This is a genomic window from Georgenia sunbinii (assembly GCF_036421875.1).
GTDB classification, from domain to species: domain Bacteria; phylum Actinomycetota; class Actinomycetes; order Actinomycetales; family Actinomycetaceae; genus Georgenia_B; species Georgenia_B sunbinii.
Genome location: NZ_JAZGOL010000003.1, coordinates 325,885 through 344,915 on the forward strand (window position 1 = coordinate 325,885; position 19,031 = coordinate 344,915).

General features: G+C 69.9%; 15 protein-coding genes. 5 read left to right on the top strand and 10 right to left on the bottom strand.

From position 1 onward, the window contains the following. Window positions 1-15: 15 nt before the first annotated feature. The 7 genes from V2J52_RS09365 to V2J52_RS09395 all read right to left on the bottom strand — a co-directional run bounded on the left by V2J52_RS09365 (window position 16) and on the right by V2J52_RS09395 (window position 9,128). Window positions 16-1,560: an ABC transporter substrate-binding protein gene (locus V2J52_RS09365; protein WP_331227416.1), complete on the bottom strand. Its 1,545-nt coding sequence runs from the start codon at window positions 1,558-1,560 to the stop codon at window positions 16-18. Window positions 1,561-1,618: 58 nt separating this feature from the next. Continuing rightward, window positions 1,619-2,566, bottom strand: a complete 948-nt coding sequence (locus tag V2J52_RS09370; protein ID WP_331227417.1) for an ABC transporter permease — start codon at window positions 2,564-2,566, stop codon at window positions 1,619-1,621. Beyond that, entirely contained in the window at window positions 2,563-3,465 is a 903-nt protein-coding gene (locus V2J52_RS09375; RefSeq protein ID WP_331227418.1) for an ABC transporter permease, read from the bottom strand. The genes V2J52_RS09370 and V2J52_RS09375 overlap by 4 nt, the downstream gene beginning before the upstream one ends. Continuing rightward, on the bottom strand, window positions 3,462-4,529 hold the full coding sequence (locus tag V2J52_RS09380) for an ABC transporter ATP-binding protein (RefSeq protein WP_331227419.1): 1,068 nt from the start codon (window positions 4,527-4,529) through the stop codon (window positions 3,462-3,464). Before V2J52_RS09380 ends, V2J52_RS09375 begins: the two co-directional genes overlap by 4 nt. Beyond that, the gene (locus V2J52_RS09385; RefSeq protein ID WP_331227420.1) at window positions 4,526-5,584 is read right to left on the bottom strand and encodes an ABC transporter ATP-binding protein; all 1,059 of its coding nucleotides are present in this window, start codon (window positions 5,582-5,584) and stop codon (window positions 4,526-4,528) included. The genes V2J52_RS09380 and V2J52_RS09385 overlap by 4 nt, the downstream gene beginning before the upstream one ends. A 244-nt stretch (window positions 5,585-5,828) precedes the next feature. After that, on the bottom strand, window positions 5,829-7,361 hold the full coding sequence (locus V2J52_RS09390; RefSeq protein ID WP_331227421.1) for a M81 family metallopeptidase: 1,533 nt from the start codon (window positions 7,359-7,361) through the stop codon (window positions 5,829-5,831). A 99-nt stretch (window positions 7,362-7,460) separates the two neighbouring features. Beyond that, window positions 7,461-9,128, bottom strand: coding sequence for a M81 family metallopeptidase (locus V2J52_RS09395; RefSeq protein ID WP_331227763.1), 1,668 nt, complete (start codon window positions 9,126-9,128; stop codon window positions 7,461-7,463). A 32-nt stretch (window positions 9,129-9,160) separates the two neighbouring features. Here V2J52_RS09395 and V2J52_RS09400 point away from each other — a divergent pair, with 32 nt between their 5' ends. Both V2J52_RS09400 and V2J52_RS09405 read left to right on the top strand, forming a co-directional pair. After that, a complete protein-coding gene (locus tag V2J52_RS09400) occupies window positions 9,161-9,934 on the top strand; it encodes an IclR family transcriptional regulator (protein ID WP_331227422.1) in 774 nt (257 codons plus the stop codon). A 41-nt stretch (window positions 9,935-9,975) separates the two neighbouring features. Then, window positions 9,976-10,824 carry a fumarylacetoacetate hydrolase family protein gene (locus V2J52_RS09405; RefSeq protein ID WP_331227423.1) on the top strand — a complete coding sequence of 283 codons (849 nt, stop codon included), beginning with the start codon at window positions 9,976-9,978 and terminating at the stop codon, window positions 10,822-10,824. A 4-nt stretch (window positions 10,825-10,828) separates the two neighbouring features. Here V2J52_RS09405 and V2J52_RS09410 read toward each other — a convergent pair whose 3' ends face one another. Continuing rightward, the gene (locus tag V2J52_RS09410) at window positions 10,829-12,118 is read right to left on the bottom strand and encodes an alanine racemase (protein ID WP_331227424.1); all 1,290 of its coding nucleotides are present in this window, start codon (window positions 12,116-12,118) and stop codon (window positions 10,829-10,831) included. A 72-nt stretch (window positions 12,119-12,190) separates the two neighbouring features. On the opposite strand from V2J52_RS09410, the gene V2J52_RS09415 reads away from it, so the two are divergent. Next, window positions 12,191-13,501, top strand: coding sequence for an aspartate aminotransferase family protein (locus V2J52_RS09415; protein WP_331227425.1), 1,311 nt, complete (start codon window positions 12,191-12,193; stop codon window positions 13,499-13,501). Window positions 13,502-13,524: 23 nt separating this feature from the next. After that, entirely contained in the window at window positions 13,525-16,365 is a 2,841-nt protein-coding gene (locus V2J52_RS09420) for an FAD-binding and (Fe-S)-binding domain-containing protein (RefSeq protein ID WP_331227426.1), read from the top strand. Window positions 16,366-16,389: 24 nt separating this feature from the next. On the opposite strand, the gene V2J52_RS09425 is transcribed toward V2J52_RS09420, so the two are convergent. Continuing rightward, the gene (locus V2J52_RS09425) at window positions 16,390-17,253 is read right to left on the bottom strand and encodes a LysR substrate-binding domain-containing protein (RefSeq protein ID WP_331227427.1); all 864 of its coding nucleotides are present in this window, start codon (window positions 17,251-17,253) and stop codon (window positions 16,390-16,392) included. 144 nt (window positions 17,254-17,397) lie between these two features. Here V2J52_RS09425 and V2J52_RS09430 point away from each other — a divergent pair, with 144 nt between their 5' ends. After that, window positions 17,398-18,654, top strand: a complete 1,257-nt coding sequence (locus V2J52_RS09430; RefSeq protein ID WP_331227428.1) for an MFS transporter — start codon at window positions 17,398-17,400, stop codon at window positions 18,652-18,654. Here V2J52_RS09430 and V2J52_RS09435 read toward each other — a convergent pair. Beyond that, complete coding sequence (locus V2J52_RS09435; protein WP_331227429.1) at window positions 18,644-19,021, bottom strand: RidA family protein; 378 nt, start codon at window positions 19,019-19,021, stop codon at window positions 18,644-18,646. The genes V2J52_RS09430 and V2J52_RS09435 overlap by 11 nt on opposite strands. Window positions 19,022-19,031 lie beyond the last annotated feature (10 nt).

A 19,031-nucleotide genomic window follows, 5' to 3' on the forward strand; every position in this document is an offset into this window, starting at 1 on the left:
GTGGGGCCGTGCCGGTCAGCCGGCGGAGCTCGCCCCACCGAGCACGAGCATGTTGTCGATGTTCCGCTCGACACCCGTGACGTCAGGGCTGATGGCCCACAGCATCGGCATGTACCCGACGGTCGGGACCCACATGGCCTCGATCATGACCTCGTTGAGCTCACGGAACGCGGCCTGCTGCTCCTCCTCGGTCACCGCGGCGTTGGCGGCGGCCACCGCCGGCTCGTACTCCGGGAAGATCTCGACCGCGTTCACCGGGTTGTCGGAGATCCGGTAGATGCTGTTGGTGGTGAACCGGGTCGGGTACTTCTGCCCGTTGCCCATCCCGGAGAACACGATCCCGAAGTCACCGACGAGCATCCGCTCGGTGTAGTCGGCGTTGTCGAGCACCTCGATCTCGAGGTCGAAACCGATCTCGCCCAGCGACGCCTGCAGGATCTGCGCGGCCTGCGAGGTCCTGGCGTTGGCACTGGTGACGGTGACCGCAGCCTGGAGCTCGTCGCTGGACAGCCCGGAGGTCTCGATGAGCTCGCGGGCCCGGTCCAGGTCGTACTCCAACGAGGCGGCCAGCTCGGCGTCGTACGCCGGCGACTCCTGGCTGTAGGGCAACGAGACCGGCTCCGAGTAGCCGTGGTACATCGCCTCGACGAGCGTCTCACGGTCGGTGGCGTAGTTGATTGCCCGCCGGACGTTCTCGTTGTCGAACGGCGGCACGGTGGGGTTCAGCCGCCACTGGTCGATCAGCGCACCCATGTTTCCGACGAGCACGGTGCTGGTGCTCTCCAGCCGCTGGGCCTCCAGCGGCGGCACGTCGACGACCACGTCCACCACGCCCGACTCGAAGCCGGAGATGAGGGAGTCCATGTCCCCGAACACGCGGTAGTGCAGGGTCTGGTACGCCGGGGCTTCGCCCCAGTAGTCGTCGAAGCGCTCCAGCACGATCTGCTCGCCGGGCAGCCACTCGGAGAACTGGAAGGGACCGGTGCCCACGCCGCGGGTCGAGTCGTCCAGCGAGGCCGGGTCGCCGATGGTCCAGGACTGCAGCAGGTCGGTGATCTGCAGCTCGGCGATCGGCTGGGTGAAGGTCACCTCGAGAGTGGACTCGCCCACCGCCTCCCAGCTGTCGACGACCGACATCGGGGCGAGCAGCTGCTGACCGGTGTCCGGGTCCGCGAAGAACTCCAGGTTGGCCGCGACGGCCTCGGCGTTGAACGGGGCACCGCTGTGGAACGTCACGTCGTCACGCAGGTTGATCGTGACCGAGGACTGGTCGTCGCTGATCGTCCAGTCGGTCGCCAGCTGAGGGCTGGTCCCCAGCTCGTCGTCGTACTCGATGAGGGACTCGTACACCTGTCGGGTGAACGGGAACAGGATGGTCTGCACCCGGCTCGGTGACCAGTCAGTCGGCTCGACGTGAACCCCGAGGTTCAGCGTCTCGGCAGCGCCGTTGCCGCCTGGAGCGTCGCCGCCGCCGTCGTCGCCGCTGCAGGCCGTCAAGGCCAGCGGGACGGCGACGATCATGGCGACCGCTGAGAGCAGGCGATTCTTCTTCCTCGTCATGATGCCTCCAGAATTTGTCGTTCCACTGCGCACCGAGCGGTGCGTCAGGGTGATGCGGTCATGCGTAGGAGATCCGTGGGTCCAGGTAGGCGTAGACGATGTCGACGATCAGGTTCACCAGCGTCACCGCGGCGATGATCATCAACGTCGCGCCCTGGATCAGGGCGTAGTCGCGCTGCTCGATGGCGGTCAGCAGCATCCGGCCGATGCCGGGGTAGTTGAAGACGGACTCGGTCACCACCGTGCCCCCGAGGAAGGTCCCGAGCTGCAGCCCCAGGATGGTGACGAACGGCAGCAGCGCGTTGCGCAGCGCGTGGCGGCCGACGACGAAGGTCTCGCCCAGGCCCTTGGCACGAGCCGTGCGCACGTAGTCACGGCCCAGCGTCTCGGACAGCGACTGCCGCAGGAACCGCCCGAGGATCCCGGAGATGAAGATGCCCAGGGTCAGCCCCGGCAGCAGCAGGTTGCGCATGGCTTGCCACGGCGACTCCCAGAACGGCACGTAGTCCGACACCGCGGGGAGCACCTGGAGCTGCACGGCGAAGACCAGGATCAGCAGGATGCCGACCCAGAACGTCGGCACACTGAGCGACAGGATGCTCTGTGCGCTAGTCAGTCGGCCGAGGAACGACTTCGGCTTGAGCGCACCGAAGAACGCGATCGGGATCGAGAGCAGCAGCGCGAACACGAACGAGACGAACGCAAGCTGGAAGGTCGGCATCAGCCGCCGGCTGATGGCCGCGCTGACCTCCTGGCCGGTGATGTAGGACTGACCGAAGTCTCCCCGCAGCACGTTGCTCATCCAGGTGACGTACTGGTTGACCAGCGGCTGGTCCAGGCCCATCCGCTGGCGCTCGTACTCGACCATCTCCGGCGTGGCGTTTTCCCCGGCGAGCGCGACGGCCGGGTCCCCTGGCAGTGCGTAGACGATCAGCCAGATGAGCAGCGACGCCACGATCAGCGTCGGCACCGTCTGTAGCAGCCGGCGCAGGACGTAGGCGATCATGCCCGGACCTCCAGCTCGACGTTGGTGTCGGTCGAGCCCTCACGGAGCTTCTGCAAGCCGCGACCGATGAGGTCCAGGGCGAGCACGGTGACGGTGAGCAGGATCCCGGGCAGCACCGCGTAGTAGGGCGCGTTGTTGAGGAAGCCCTTGCCGGTGCGCAGCATGTCTCCCCAGGTGGGTGCCGGCGGCTGGGTGCCCAGCCCGAGGAAGCTTAGGGCCGCCTCGAGCAGGATCGCGACCGACGCCGTGATCACCATCTGCACGATGATCGGACCCATGGCGTTTGGCAGGATGGTGCGCAGCATCGTGTAGCCGTTGCCCCCGCCCAGCGCCTTGACAGCCGTGACGTACTCCTCTTCCTTGAGCGACAGTGTCGAGGCCCGGACGATCCGGGCGAAGGTCGGGATGCTCGCGATGCCGACCGCCACGATCGAGCTGACGAACCCGCGGCCGGCCAGCACGATGATGATGAGGGCGAGCAGGATCGCCGGCACGGCGATCTGGATGTCGACGGCGCGCATGATCAGCGCGTCGGTCCAGCGGCCGAAGTAGCCGGACAGCAGACCGAGCGGCACACCGATTGCGGCCGCCCCCAGCGTGGCGAGCAGACCGGTGAGCAGCGAGGCCCGCGCCCCGAAGAGACTGCGGCTGAAGATGTCGCGTCCCAGCTCGTCGGTACCGAACCAGTGGACCCCGTTCGGCGGGGCGAACGCGTTGGCCGGCGCCAGCGCCAACGGGTCGAACGGGGCCAGCAGGGGCGCGAGGGCGGCGGCCAGGCCGAGCACGAAGATGATCACCGACCCGATGACCAGGGCTGGGCTGCGGCCGAACGTGTCTCGCAGCACGCGCCACGGCGAACGGCGCGACGGCCGCTTCACCGACGGTGTGGTGGCGGTCATCGGTTCACTTCCTTGCTTGCGGAGCCGGGTCGGACGGTGGGCGTCGCCAGCTCGAGCGGCCCGCTGAAGTGGCACGCCGTGGGGTGCGACTGGCCGTCACGGGTCTCGAACGCCGGCTCGGCCGTGGCGCAGACGTCCTGGACCTTGAAGCACCGCGTGCGGAACCGGCACCCGCTGGGCGGGTTGCTCGGGCTCGGCAGCTCGCCGCGAAGCAGGATGCGCCCCTCGCCGTGCTTGCGGCTGGGATCGGGCACCGGCACGGCGGACAGCAGCGCCTGGGTGTAGGGGTGCAGCGGGTTCTGGTAGATCTGCTCGCGGGTGCCGGTCTCGACGATCTTGCCGAGGTACATCACCGCGACCCGGTCGGAGATGTGCCGCACCACCGACAGGTCGTGGGCGATGAAGATATAGGCCAGGCTCAGCTCCTCCTGCAGCTCCTGCAGCAGGTTGACGACCTGGGCCTGGATCGAGACGTCGAGCGCCGAGACCGGCTCGTCGAGCACCAGCAGCTGCGGGTTGAGGGCCAGCGCCCGGGCGATCCCGATGCGCTGCCGCTGCCCGCCGGAGAACTCGTGCGGGTAGCGGTAGCGCTGGTTGCGGTTCAGCCCCACCCGGACGATGAGGTCGTCGATCATGTCGGCTGAGGTGGAGCCCTCGTACATCCCGTGCAGCCGCAGCGGCTCGGCGAGGATCTCGTGGACCCGCAACCGCGGGTTGAGGGAGGCGAACGGGTCTTGGAACACGATCTGCATATCCCGGCGCACCGGACGCATCTGGGCGCGGGAGAACCGGGCGATGTCCTGCCCCTTGAAGAGCGTGCGTCCTCCGGTCGGCTCCATCAGCCGCAGGATGGTCCGACCGGCGGTCGACTTGCCGCAGCCCGACTCACCGACGAGGCCGAGAGTTTCCCCCGCGGCGACCTCCAGGTCGATGCCGTCGACCGCCTGGACCCAGCCGGTGGTCCGCTTCGCGACGCCGGTCTTGATCGGAAAGTGCTTCTTGAGCCCTTCGACCCGCAGCAGCGTCTCGCCCCGGGCGACGGGTGCGTTGTCCCAGCGAGTCATCGTGCCTCCTTCCGTTCGGTGTCGGCCGGTGCCTGGTGGGACATCTCGGCGGACCTGATGGTGTCGCGGAACCCCGCGACCTCCTCGCGGAAGTGGCAGCGGGACTCGGTGCCGTCGGCGGCCCGGACCAGCGCGGGCTGCTCCTCGACACAGGCGGACCGCCCGCCGCTGAGGTCGCACCGGGGACTGAAGCGGCACCCGGTGGGCTGCTGGCGACCGCTCGGCGGGTTGCCGCGGATCGGGATGAGCCGTTCGAAGCGCGAGTCCAGGCGCGGCAGGCTGCCCAGCAGACCGACGGTGTAGGGATGGGACGGCGAGCGGAAGACCTGCTCCACGGTCCCGGACTCGACGATCTGACCGGAATACATCACCGCCACCCGGTCGGCCATCTCGGCGACGACGCCGAGGTCGTGGGTGATGAGGATCGTCGCCGCGTCGGCGTCGTCCTTCGCCTTGCGCAGCACGTCGAGCACCTGTGCCTGGATCGTGACGTCCAGGGCAGTGGTGGGCTCGTCGGCGATGACGAGCTGCGGGCTGTTGGCCACCGCCATCGCGATCATCGCGCGCTGCCGCATCCCGCCGGAGTACTCGTGCGGGTACTGCTTGAGGCGTGCCTCGGGGTTCGACACCCCGACCGCGGTGAGCAGCTCGGCGGCGCGCGTCCGCGCGTCCGCGCGCGACATCGGCCGGTGCACCCGGATCGACTCGGCGAGCTGGAAGCCGATCGTCAGCACCGGGTTCAGCGCGGTCATGGCATCCTGGAAGATCATCCCGATGGATGCGCCGCGGACGGCGCGCAGCTCGCGCGGGGACATCGTCAGCAGGTCACGGCCCTCGAAGACCGCGCTGCCGCCGACGATCCGCCCGGGTGGCTGTGGGATGAGCCCGAGCATGGACATCACGCTGACGCTCTTGCCAGAGCCCGACTCTCCGACGATCCCGAGGGTCTCCCCCGGGTACACGTCGAAGCTGACACCGTCTACCGCGTTGACCGCTCGGCCCTCGTCGCCGAACGCGACTCGTAGGTCGCGGACCGTCAGCAGCGGCTCAACCATGAGCGTCCACGCTGCCCGCGAGGGACGACGATCGCATCGCGTCAGAACTGGTCTCGAGGTGCATCTGATGTCTCCCGTCGGGGCGGGCGGAGCCCGTCCTCAGCTTCGTTACGGAGGAAAAATACCGGAGGGTTGTTTCCAACTAGTGACATGACTATTACAGACTATGAAACCATGCAGACGCTGGGAGGACCAGCATCCGGGCGCTCGACTTCGCCGGCGCGCGCCGAAACGGCTCTTGGCCTCACCGCCAGTCGGCGAGGTCCCGATCGATCGGGTAGATCGGCCGGGGCACCCGCCGCCAGGGCAGCTCGGTGATGCTGGACTGCGTCGGCCCAGCGGTGTCGACACGGATGACCGACATGGTCAGGTGCTCATACCACTGAAAGTTGCTCGCCGTCTTGAGCACGACGACGCCATACTCGGCCGGGCGCAGACCTAGGTGCTCGTACATCCCCGGATGGTTGCCCGCCACCCCCGGCCGCTCGCTGATCACCAGCGTGACGTTCGCGACGACAGCCACGACGGTCGTTCCCATGCGAACCTCAGCCTCCGTGTACCCCGGCAGGTCACGCAGGACGGGGTCAGCAACCGTGACCACCTCAGCGACGACCTCCACCGGGGCAAACCACTGCGTCAACCCACCACCGACTGCCAGCTCGACGCGCTCGCCGACGCCCGCCCGGGCCAGGGTCCGCGCCGCCTCCGGGTCGATCAACGGCACCAACGCGGTCGGCGCGCCAACCCTCAGCAGCTCAGCGAGCAGCACCGTGCTGTCCCCGCCCGCGCCGCCGAAGACCGAGTCACCGGTGTCGCTGAGGATCACGAGCCCCGAACTGCGCGATGCCAGCGCCACGGCCTGCTCCGGCGAGACCGACGTCGTCTCCTGGAACTGCGCACGCATGGACCAGGCCAGGTCCGCCATCTCGTCCGCGTGCCGCGCGGCCAGCTCGCGGTCGCCGTCAGTGACGACGACGACCGACCAGCCACCCTCGGCAAGGTCGAGCCAGGGCTGCATCGGGAACGGCGAGACCGCCAGCACCCCGTCCTCCTGCTCGATCGCGCGGGCGGCGTCGAACCAGGTCTTCATCGGCCCCTGGCCGGTAAGGAACTGCTCCTGGTGGGACAGCAGGCGCAGCGTACGTGCCGCGACCGTCGGCGCCACCGCGCCGGTCGCCACCCGCAGCGCGAGCTCGCCCGCCCGTCTCCCGGTGTCAGACGGGTCGTGGGGCTGGGTGCGGTGACCGATGATCGCGGTCGAGAGGTCGACCATCCGCTCGGTGATGTTCGCGTGATGGTCGAGACCGACGACGATCGGCAGCCGGGGCCCGGCGACCGTGCGCGCCGCGGCCAGCAGGTGACCGTCGGCGTCGTCCTCCCCCTCGGCGGCGCACGCGCCGTGCAGCAGCATCACCAGCACGTCCAGCGGGCCCGCACCGGCCAGCAGCGCCGTCAGCTCGCCGGCGAGCGCGTCCAGCGTCGCGGCGGCGAGCCGGCCACCGGCGACGTCGCGCGCCTTGAGCAGCGGCACCACCTCCACCGGGCCGTCCCACGCCTCGATGGCGGACAGGAAGCCGCCGACGGCCCCGACCCCGGCCAGCTCGCCAAGCATCCGCTCGCCCCGGTACACGCCGAACGACTCGAAGCCGACCATCGTCGCGGGGTGCGGGTTGAAGGTGTTGCTCTCCTGCGAGATGAACGCGACACCGATCCGGACCGGCGCCTGCGCCAGTCCCGCCGGAGCGTCGACGCCGAACCTTTCAACCTTCGCAGCCATCCCGATCGCCTACTTTCCGTTTCACTAGTCGAACCTGTCGTGCCATGTGGTGATGTCTACCCGACCGGCCACCCTCCGGGCAAGTAGCACCCTTCCCGCTCAGTCGGCAGCCCGGGCCGAGGACCAGGCGATGGCCGCGTCAAGGGGGTACAGCGGCCGCGTGACCTTTGAGTACGGCAATCGCTCGAGGCGAGAGTCAGACGGGCCACGGGTGTCGACATCGATACACTCGCGGGCGATGGGATCGAAGAACGCGCGGTAGCCACCGGCAGACTTGGTCACGACGACATGGGCATCCCGAGGGTCGAGCCCGACATGCAGGTACAGCTGATAGTCAAGCTGGCTCGCCGGGCGCGAGACGATGACGACATGCAGGTGTTCGCCCACGCGGACGACGGCGGTGGTCCCGAGGTCCGCGGGCGCCGGCGGGTAGAGGGAACGGAACCGACCATCGCTGAGCGTGACGACAGTGCCGCCGACCTCCACCGCGGAGTGGAAACCCGGAGCGAGCCTGCCACCGACATCCACCGCAACCTGCCCACCCAGCCCCACCGTCGCGCACCGGTCCGCCGCTGCCGCGTCAGTGACAATCACCTGGGCCCGGCCGGTGAGCTGCGACCGCAGCAAACCGGCCAGCACCTCGACGCCATCGCCGGTGGCGCCGGCGGAGACGCTGTCGGCGCCGTCGCCCAGCACGAACGGACCACGGCCATCGGTCGGGTCTGTCGCAGCCGCGGCCCGCAGCGCCGCGTCGATGCCGACCTTGGGTGCGAGCACCCGCTCGCGCCGGTCCCAGACCATCTGCGCCAGCTCGTCGGCGCGCGTCTGCGCCAGTCCAGGGTCACCATCCGTCAGCACGAGTGCGGACCAGCCCAAGGCAGGGACGTCGAGCCACGGCTGGGTCATGAACAGCGACGCGTCCAGCACGCCTGGCTCCGCGCTGATCACGCCAATCCGGTCCATCACCTCACTGATGGGCGGATGGTTGGTGTCCTGCCCCTCCGCTGAGGTGATCATCGGAATGTGCCGCCAGCCGAGGGTCGGCCGGGCACCCCGGAGCCGGGCGAGCAGCACGGTCATCGCGCGGGCACCGGTCTCGATCATGTCCACGTGCGGCAAGGTGTGGTAGCCCGCGATCAGCGGAGTAGCCGCGCCCATCGCGTCGGTGAAGTGGCAGTGGAGGTCGAACGACGCTGCGACCGGGACGTCCATGAGGTCAACGACCGCCTGCAGCAGGTTCCCTTCGACGTCAGGCTCGTCCTCCGCCACCATCGCACCGTGCAGTTGCAGGTAGACGCCGTCGACCTGACCGCGGTGCGCGGCGAGACCGTCGAGCAGCCGACGGCGCAGCACCGGATACACGCCGGCGGCCACCGTGGGACCGCTCATCGCACCGGCGCTGGTGGTCGGGACGACTGTCACACCCGCTGCTTCCGCCACGGCGACGGCCCCGGCCACCGAGTCGAGCCCGCCACCAACAGTGAGGACGGCCGGCCCTTCGACGAAGGTCGAGCCCTCGAAGGCAGCCAGGCCGGTGGCGCCGGGTGCGAAAGTGTTGGCCTCGAACATCAGGCCGGCAACCGCGATGCGAGGCGGCTTACCAGCGATCCATGCCATCGACAACGTCATAACGTTTCCATTCGTAGAAATAGCGGTTTCATTAACTGCGACCGTAGTGGTCATGACGGGTTCGGGCAACGACGTTCGACGGTCCGATCGGCACGTCCCGTGTTTCGGTAGCCGAAAATGGCGTACCATTCCCGACATCTCCACCCCACGAAGCACGATGGGAACCCACGATGACCGCAGAGTCAGCCGCCGGCGCGACGACCTACCCGATCCGCGCCGTCGACCGCGTGTGCGACATCCTCGACGCCCTGGCCAACGCCCCCGACGGCTCGTCCCTGTCGGTCGTAGCCGAGCAGACCGGCCTGCCCAAGAGCTCAGCGTTCCGCTACCTCACAGCCTTGGAAGCCCGGCACTACGTCGAGCGGGAGGTCGACGGCGCGTCCTACCGCCTCGGCCTGGCCTTCCGCCCGCAGAACACCCGCGGCATCGACCGCCTCGCCACCCTCGCCCGTCCGCGCCTGGACGCACTGCGCGACCAGTTCGAGGAGACGGTCAACCTCGGCGTGCTCGACGGCAGCCAGGTCGTGCACGTCGCCGTGGCCGAGTCGCCGTACATGATGCGGCTGGCGGCCCGGGTGGGCGAGCGCGGCCACGTCCACTGCACCGCACTGGGCAAGGCGATGTGCGCGACGCTGCCCGACGACCGGGTGCGCGCCATCCTCGACACCGCGGGCATGCCTCGGGTCACCGCCGCCACCATCACCGACCCCGACGCCTTCGTGGCCGAGCTGGCACGGACCCGCGCGGCGGGGTACGGCATCGACGAGGCCGAGAACCAGGCCGCCGGTCGCTGCGTCGCCGTGGCCGTCGAGGGGCTGCCCTTCCCTGCCGGCGTCAGCGTCAGCGCGCCGATGTCACGCCTGTCGCTCGACCGTGTCCCCGACGTCGTCGCCCAGCTGCAGAAGCTGGCCCGGAAGCTGACGCGGGCGATGCGGACCACCTGACCACCGACGAAGCACCAGCCAACCCACCCCCAAGGAGACCGATGCACTTCCTGCGCGTAGGCGAGCCCGGCGTCGAGCGGCCCGTCGTCGTCGATGATGACGGCACCGCCCACGACCTGACGCCGGTGACCGCCGACATCGACGGGGCGTTCCTCGCCGCCGACGGGATCGCCACGACCCGGCGCGCCCTGTCCGACCGGCGCCTGCCGGTGCTCGACATCGCGGGTCAGCGGCTGGGGTCGCCGGTGACCCGGCCGCACGCGGTGTGGTGCATCGGGATGAACTATGCGGCCCACGCCGCCGAGTCCGGCGCCCAGCCGCCGGCCGCGCCGATCCTGTTCTTCAAGACGCCGAACACCGTGGTCGGACCCGACGACGACGTGCTGATCCCTCGCGGCTCGACCAAGACCGACTGGGAGGTCGAGCTGGCGGCCGTCATCGGGACGCGGGCCCGCTACCTCGACTCCCCCGCCGACGCGGCCCGGCACATCGCCGGGTACACGATCTCCAACGATGTCTCCGAGCGCGCCTTCCAAATCGAGGAGTCCGGCGGGCAGTGGTCCAAGGGCAAGTGCGCCGAGACCTTCAACCCGCTCGGCCCGGCGCTCGTCCCGGCCGACGAGCTGAGCGGCGGCAACCTGCGGCTGACGTCCTCGGTCAACGGTGAGCCGCGGCAGGACTCCACGACCGCCGACCTCATCTTCGGCATCGACCACCTGGTCTGGCACCTGTCCCAGTTCGCGGTGCTGGAGCCTGGCGACGTCATCAACACCGGCACGCCGCAGGGGGTGGCCCTCTCGGGCCGCTTCCCCTACCTGCGTGCCGGTGACGTCATGGAGCTGACCATCGAAGGTATCGGCACCCAGCGCCAGAACGTCCGCCAGGCTTGAGGCCTCAGAACCAGGTGGTGGCCGCCCCGACGACGCGGTCGTCGTCGTCCAGCACCGCGACCAGCGGCCACTTGTCGAACGCCGTGCACGGGTGACACGGGCCGAGGCGGACGACGTCGCCGACCCGCAGCGTGTCGGGGTGGGCGAGGAACCCGTGCTGGTCGTTCATCCGTTCCACGGTGACGGCGCCCGCATCGACCCCCTCCCCGTCACGCCGCACCTCCAGAACCACCGGCGGATGAGAGTCGTACGGCGCGTCCCGCTTGCCGAAGGCCGCGAGCGCGAGACCGGGCTCCGGGGTGGAGACGACGGCGACCCACAGGTCGAGCGCCGGGCGCAGCGCTCCGAGCGGGTGCGCTGCCTCGGCGGCCAGCGGCGCGTTCGCCGACGACGGCCCGTGGTCATGGGTGGCGGTGGCACCGGAGCGCACGACGACGCGGACGGGACGGCTGAGTCTCGGCACGTCGATGGCGGCGACCCGGTCGGGGTAGACCGACCCGCCGGCGGTCAGCACGATCTCCTCGACGGCGTCGAAGTACCCTCGGCCGTCCAGGCGTGCCGCGGCGGCGGCGAGCCCGGCGAGGTAGTCGTCGACGGTCCGCAGGTGCTCGGGGGTGCGGCCCACCGGAAGGATTCCCTCGAAGCCCTCGACGCCGGCCAGCACCAGCGAGGGGCTGGCGTGCACGGCGCCGGCCAGCACCTCCAGGGCGTCCAGGTCGCGTGCGCCGGAGCGCCCGCCAGGCACGCCCAGCTCGACGAGCACGGGCAGGGGCCGGGTCGAGGCGGCGGCGACCAGGTGCTGCTCGAGCGCGGCGACCCCCTCGACCGAGTCGACCAGCGTCATCACCACCGTGCCGGGGTGGCTGCCCTCGAGCCGGGCCAGCGCGGCGATATTGGCAGCGTCCACGACCTCGTGGGCGATGAGCACGCGGGGCGCACCGATGGCGGCCAGCAGCCGGGCCTGGTGGACGGTGGCCGCCGACATCCCCCAGGCGCCGGAGTCGAGCTGGAGCCGGACGATCTCCGGCGACAGGTGCGTCTTGGCGTGAGGAGCTTGCGACACGCCGACCGAGGCGCACCACCGCGCGTGCAGGGCGACGTTGTGCTCGATCGCCCCCGCCCGCAGGGTCAGCGCCGGGAGCAGCAGGTCGGTCAGCTGCCAGCCCTGGCGACCGACCTGGTCGGCGGGCAGGCCGGGATCGGGCAGGCTGCGGAAGCGCGGGAGGGCAGGGGCGTCGGACCCGGCGGCGGACGCACGGCCCGCGGAGGTCGTCCAGTGGATTGACCGGTTCATCGGGCGATAGTAGCGTGACACCTAGTGGAACTTCGATTCCAACAGTTAAAACTACCGAGGGAGCTCCCGCACATGGTGATCACGTCGTGGCCGGCATCGAAGCAGGCATGGGAGCAGACTCGGACCGCGCTGGGCGGCGGGGTCTCCACCGGGCTGCGCGCCTCGATGAAGCCTCACCCGTTGTTCTTCGCCGGCGGGTCCGGCCCGCGGATGACGGACCTCGACGGCAACACCTATCTCGACTACGTCCTGGGATGGGGGCCGGTCATCCTCGGCCACGGCCACCCGGGCCTGACCGCGGCGGTCACCGCCCAGGCACCGTTGGGCGCCACCTACGGGTCGGGCCACCTGCTCGAGGGAGAGGTGGCCGAGAAGGTGCTGTCCCGGATCCCCGGCACCGAGCGGGTGCTGTGGAGCAACACCGGCTCCGAGGCGACGCAGGTCGCGCTGCGACTGGCCCGCGGCGTCACCGGCCGGCAGCGCTTCATCAAGTTCGGCGGCCACTACCACGGCTGGTCCGACACGATGCTGGTCGGCTACCGCCCCGGCGCCGACGGCGCCCTCGGGCTCGGCAGCCGCGGGCAGAACCCGTCGTCGCTGACCGACCTCAGCCTGGTGGAGTGGGGCGACCTCGACGCCGTCACCGAGCTGCTGCAGTCACCGACGTCGGACATCGCGGCCGTGTTCTGCGAGCCGGTCGTCGTCAACTCCGGCGTGCTGATGCCGCCCGACGGCTTCCTCGAGGGGCTGCGCGCGATCTGTGACGCCACCGGGACGGTGCTGGTCTTCGACGAGGTGATCACCGGGTTCCGGGTCGCCTCCGGCGGTGCCGTCGAGCGGTTCGCGGTCGTCCCCGACCTGGTTGTGCTGGCCAAGGCCATCGCCGGGGGCTACCCGCTGGCCGCCATCGCCGGCAAGGCCGAGATCCTCGACCAGGTCACCCAGGGAATCGTCCACTCGGGCACCTACAACGGCAACCCGATCGTGCTGGCGGCTGCGAACGCCACCCTCGACGCGCTCGGCGAGCCCGGCGTCTACGAGGCCTTCGAACAACACGGGACGTCGCTGGCCACCGGGATGCGGACGGCGATGGCCCGCCATGACGTGCCGGGGACGGTCAATCAGGTGGGGCCGCTCGTGCAGTGCATCCCCGGCGTCGTGGGCTCCCGCAGCTTCGCCGACTTCATGGCGGCCGACCAGGAGTTCTACGACCGGCTGATCGTCGAGATGCTGCGCCGCGGTGTGTTCGCCCTGCCCGGCGGCCGCTGGTACCTGTCGACCGCCCACAGCGACCAGGACGTCGCCGACACCGTGGCCGTGATCGACGACGCCCTCGGCGCCACGCTCGCGGCGGGGCCCGGCCCCGTCGCGCGTGGGCGTTGACCAGCTCGCACACGATCCTTGACATGACCGTCACGACCCCCCCCGCCGCCCTCAATGCCACGACGCTGGCGGCACTCCGCGGCCTGGGCGAACCGCAGGACGTCCGGAACCGTGCCGGCGACCTGGCGGCCATGGCGCACGATGCCTCGCACTACCTGCTGCTACCGCAAGTCATAGCGGCCGCCCGGGACATCACTCACGTGGCCGGCCTGCTGCGGGTCGCCGGGGAGCACGGCCTGCCGGTGACGTTCCGGTCGGCCGGGACCAGCTTGTCCGGCCAGGCCGGCTCGTCCGGGCTGCTGATAGACACGCGCCGCCACTTCCGTGAGATCACCGTGCTCGACGACGGCGCACGGGTGCGCTCCCAACCAGGAGCAACCGTGCGGTCGGTCAACGCACGGCTCGCCCGGCATCACACCCAGCTCGGCCCGGACCCGGCCAGCGAGGCGGCATGCACCGTGGGTGGCGTGATTGCCAACAACTCCTCCGGGATGGCGTGCGGCACCGAGCACAACGCCTACCAGACGGTCGAGTCGATGGTGCTGGCCCTCGCCTCAGGCACCGTGATCGACACCGCCGACCCAGCCGCCGACGACCGGCTGCGCGAGCGTGAGCCCACGCTGTGGACCGGCCTCGCCGAGCTGCGCGACCGGGTACGGCACGATGCGGCCATGGTCGCGACGCTGCGCCACCAGTTCTCCATGAAGAACACGATGGGCTACTCGTTGCACGCCCTGCTCGACCACGACCGACCGGTCGACATCCTCAGCCACCTGCTCGTCGGCTCCGAGGGAACGCTCGGGTTCGTCGGCGAGGTGACGTTCCGGACGGTGCCTGCGCACCCGTTCGCCGCCACTGCGCTGCTGGTGTTCGCCTCGCTCGACCGGGCCACCGACGCGCTGCCCGGCCTGCTGGCAGCCAGCGCACGCACCATCGAGCTCCTGGACGCCGCGTCCCTGCGCGTGGTCCAGCGCGACCCTCAGGCGTCGGCCGACCTGGCTGCACTGCGGGTGGTGGACCACACCGCACTGCTGGTCGAGATCCAGGCACCCTCGGCCGACCTCCTGGACCAGGAGCTGGCACGCGCGCGGTCGGCGATCACGGCGCTGGAGCTCTCGGCCCCGGCAGCCTTTGTCGTCGACACCGCCGAACGCGCAGCACTGTGGCACCTGCGCAAGGGCCTCTACACGGCGGTGGCCGCGGCTCGCCCGCCGGGCACCACGGCGCTGCTCGAGGACATCGTGGTGCCGCTGGACGTGCTGACCCGCACGACCGGCCGACTGATCGAGCTCTTCGCCACCCACGGGTACGACGACGCCGTCATCTTCGGTCACGCGAAGGACGGCAACCTCCACTTCATGATCACGCCACGGCTTGACGACCCGTCGGAGGTCGCACGCTACGAAGCCTTCACCGAGGACCTCGTCGACCTCGTGCTGGACGCCAACGGCTCCCTCAAGGCCGAGCACGGCACCGGACGGATCATGGCACCGTATGTCCGGCGCCAGTTCGGCGACGAGCTGTACGAGGTGATGCAGCGGATCAAGGCGCTCTGCGACCCGACCGGCCTGCTGAACCCCGGGGTGATCCTCACCGACGACCCCAAGGCCCACGTCGCGAACCTCAAACCTGCCCCTGTGGTCGACCCCGCCGTGGATGCCTGCGTCGAGTGCGGCTACTGCGAGCCGGTCTGCCCGTCCCGCGACGTGACCACCACGCCGCGCCAACGCATCGTGCTCATGCGCGAGATCGCACTGGCCCAGGAGCGCGGGCAGACAGCGCTGGCCGCCGAGCTGCGTCAGCAGTTCGGGCACGACGCGATCGACACCTGCGCCGCCGACTCCATGTGCATGACCGCCTGCCCGGTGCTCATCGACACGGGAGCCGTGATGAAGCGGATGCGAGCCGAGCGCGCCGGAGCCACGGCCCAGCGGGTCGGCACGGTGGCCGCCGAGCACTGGGGCCGGGCGGTCACCGGGCTGCGTGCCGGACTCCGGGTCGCCGACGCGCTGCCATCGCGGCTGCTGGCGGCCGGGACCGGCGTAGCCCGCCGCGTGCTACCGCACGACCTCGTGCCGCAATTCAATGCCGACCTCCCGGGGCCAGGGGCACGGCGCCCGCTCCCCAGGCACCCCGCCGACGCCGTCGCCGTCTTCTTCCCGGCGTGCATCGGGTCGCTGTTCGGGCCGGCCGAAGGTGGCAGTGGCGCCACGGCGGCGTTCCTGACGCTGTGCGAACGCGCCGGGCTGCCGCTGGGGGTGCCCGACGGGATCGCCGGGCTCTGCTGCGGCACACCGTGGTCGTCCAAGGGCCTGACCGACGGCTACCAGGAGATGGCGCAGCGGACCTTCGACGCCGTCTGGACCGCCTCGCGAGGTGGCCTGCTGCCTGTCGTCTGCGAAGCGTCCTCGTGCACGCTCGGCCTGCGTGACATCGGACCGCACCTGGCCGGCGAACCGGCCGCGCGGTTCGGTTCACTGCGGATCGTCGACGCCACGACCTTCGTCCGCAGCGAGGTGCTGCCGCGCGTCACCGTCAGCCAACAGCTGGGTTCGGTCGCGGTCCACCCGACCTGCTCCAGCGAGCACCTGGGGTCGACCTCAGACCTCACCGGCATCGCCGAGTTCTGCGCCGAAGACGTCGTCGTCCCGACCGCGTGGAGCTGTTGCGGCTTCGCCGGGGACCGCGGGATGCTGCACCCGGAGGTCACCGCCGGCGCCACGGCGCCCCAGGCCGCCGAGCTCGCCGACCGCGGCTTCGACGCGTACGTGTCGAACAACCGGCCGTGCGAGATGGGCATGTCGCGGGCCACTGGTCAGACCTACCGGAACGTCCTCGAACTCTTGGAGACGTTGACCCGATGAGGCGCATGCTCGGCCGGACCAGGCTCAGGCAGCGGGCGGGGGGCGCAGAATTGCTCGGGTGAGCGCCTCGACAGGTTCCCGGGCGGACCGCGGGTTTGCGACCAGTGTGGTGTCGACGTGGCCGACCGCGGGCAGGCCGAACCGTCCGGAAAGATCGACCAACCCCTCAGGGACACGACTCTCGGCGAGAAGGCCAATACCCATTCCGGCGTGCAATGCCGCATGAATGCCGTTCATCTGCCGTACGTTGCAGGTGATGCGCCACGTCCGTCCGTCACCTTCCAGAGCGCGAATTGCTGCATCGCGACTGAAGCTCGGCGCTTGATAGGTGACCAACGGAACAGCACGGGACGGTTCGATCGGCACCCCGTCGAGCCCCACCCACACCAGACGGTCACGACGGACCAGGCGTCCGCCCGGACTGTCCGGCGCCTGGTTGACGTAGACCAGGTCCAGGTGCCCGGCGTAGAGCCTTCGTAGCAATGCCGCGCTCTGGGTGACGGTGAGCTCCAGGTCAATCCGCGGGTGCCCGAGCCGGAAGGACCGAAGCACCTGCGGCAGCTCGGTCCGGGCGAGCTCGTCGGCCGCGCCGAACCGCAACCGCCCTCGCATCGCGGAACCGGTGAAGTAGCTGATTGCCTGGTCCTGAGCAGCAAGGATGGTCCGCGCGAAACCGAGCATCGCGTCGCCGCTGTCCGTGAGGGTCACAGTGCGGGTGTCCCGGGCGACCAGCACCTGACCGACGCACTCCTCGAGCCGTCGCACGTGCTGGCTGGCAGTGGGTTGGCTCAGACCGAGGCGCTGCGCACCCCGTGTGAAGCTGCGGAGCTGGGCAACGGCCACGAAGGTCCGCAGCAGCGCCGGGTCCAGCGCCCGGTCCACGGCCACGATGTCCCTCCACTCAGAGGCCTCTCCGGCTCGTCATTGCGACTCGCAATACTAGTTATAGCCTCAATAGGGTTCCATAATGGCGTGGAACGTCGATATCGTCAAGTAAGAAATCCACGTTCGACTTACCAGGAAAAGGCTCCCGTGCTCCCGGCCAGCGCCGTACTGCGTCAGCACAACTATCGACTCTTCGTCTCGTCACAGGTGTTCGCCAACACCGGTGTGTGGATGCAGCGCATTGCCCAGGACTGGCTGGTGCTCAGCCTGACCGGCAGTGTCACGGCGGTCGGCATCACCTCGACGCTCCAATTCACCCCGGTGGTGCTGTTCGGGATGTTCGGCGGTGTGCTGGTCGACCGCTACTCCAAACGAATGCTGCTCCTCGTCACGCAGGGTGCCGCCGCCGTGCTGGCCACCCTGCTCGCGGTGCTCACGTTCACCGGCACCATCGGGGTCGGGCACGTTTACCTCATCGCTCTGGCGCTCGGTCTCGTCACCGCGGTCGACAGTCCGGCCCGGCAGGTCTTCGTGCCCGAGCTCGTCGGCCGCGACCACCTGCGCGCCGCCGTGTCGATCAACTCGTCGGTCTTCCAGCTCGGTGGACTGGTGGGCCCAGCCATCGGAGGCTTGGTGATCGCGACGTTCGGCGAGGGCTGGGCATTCGCCGCCAATGCTGTCGGCTGCGTCCTCGTCATGGCGATGCTGCTTCGCATCCGTCCGGGCCTGCTCCACCGGTTGCCGAGGTCGCCACGGGCACCCGGGCAGCTCCGCATGGGTCTACGGTATGTCTGGACCGCACCACCAATCCTGTGGTCGATCGTGCTGGTCGGCACCGTCGGGATGGTCTCGCTAAACCTTCCGGTGATGCTCACCGCCTTCGCCGACCGGGTGTACGAGTCCGGGGCGGGAGGCTTCGGCACCTTTAACGCGATGGTCGCCGTCGGCGGGGTGCTCGGTGCGGTGACGGCGAGCCGTCAGCAGACCAACCGGATGCGCCGCCTGGTGACGATGGCCGCGCTCCTCGGCCTGGCACTGACGCTGGCTGCCCTAGCGCCGAGCGCCACCGTGTTCTCAGCGGCACTGGTGCTCGTCGGCATGATGACCCTGCGGGTGCTTATCGCCGCTCACCTGCTCGTCCAGCTCGGCACTGATCCCACGCTGCAAGGTCGCGTGATGGGAATCTACCTGCTGGTCCAGCTCGGTGGCCGTGCCGTCGGCGGGCCGGTGGTCGGCGGCGTTAGCGAGGCGCTCGGCGCCCGGGCGTCCCTGCTCGCCTGCGGGCTGGTGATGGTCGGGGTCGCGCTGGTGGTGGGCATGGTGCTCGCCCGGGTAGGGTCACTGCGGCTGTCCTTGCGCCGACCGCGGACCACCGACCTCCGACTGTTCGCCATCACCTCGTGAGGTAGGCCTGCACGTCCACCTCGAACTTCAGCGAACCGAGCCCGCCGGACAACGTCGTGCGCGCCGGCAACGGTGCGGTGAAGTAGCGCGAGTACTGGGCGTTGTACTCATCGCGATAGCAAGCGTCGCCGAGGTAGGCCCGGACCTGGACGACGTCGTCCATCGTCGCGCCGGCCGCCGCCAGGATCCGTTCGACGTTGCGCATGGACCTTTCCATCTCGCCGGCGAAGTCGTCCTCGACGTAGGCCCCGGTGTCATCGACCGAGGCCTGCCCGGAGACAAACACGAAGTCCCCGGCGCGGACCGCGGGCGAGAAGGGCAGGTGGCTGAGCGGGACGTCCCCGCTCGCGATCGCTTCGATGGCCATGTCAGTCCTC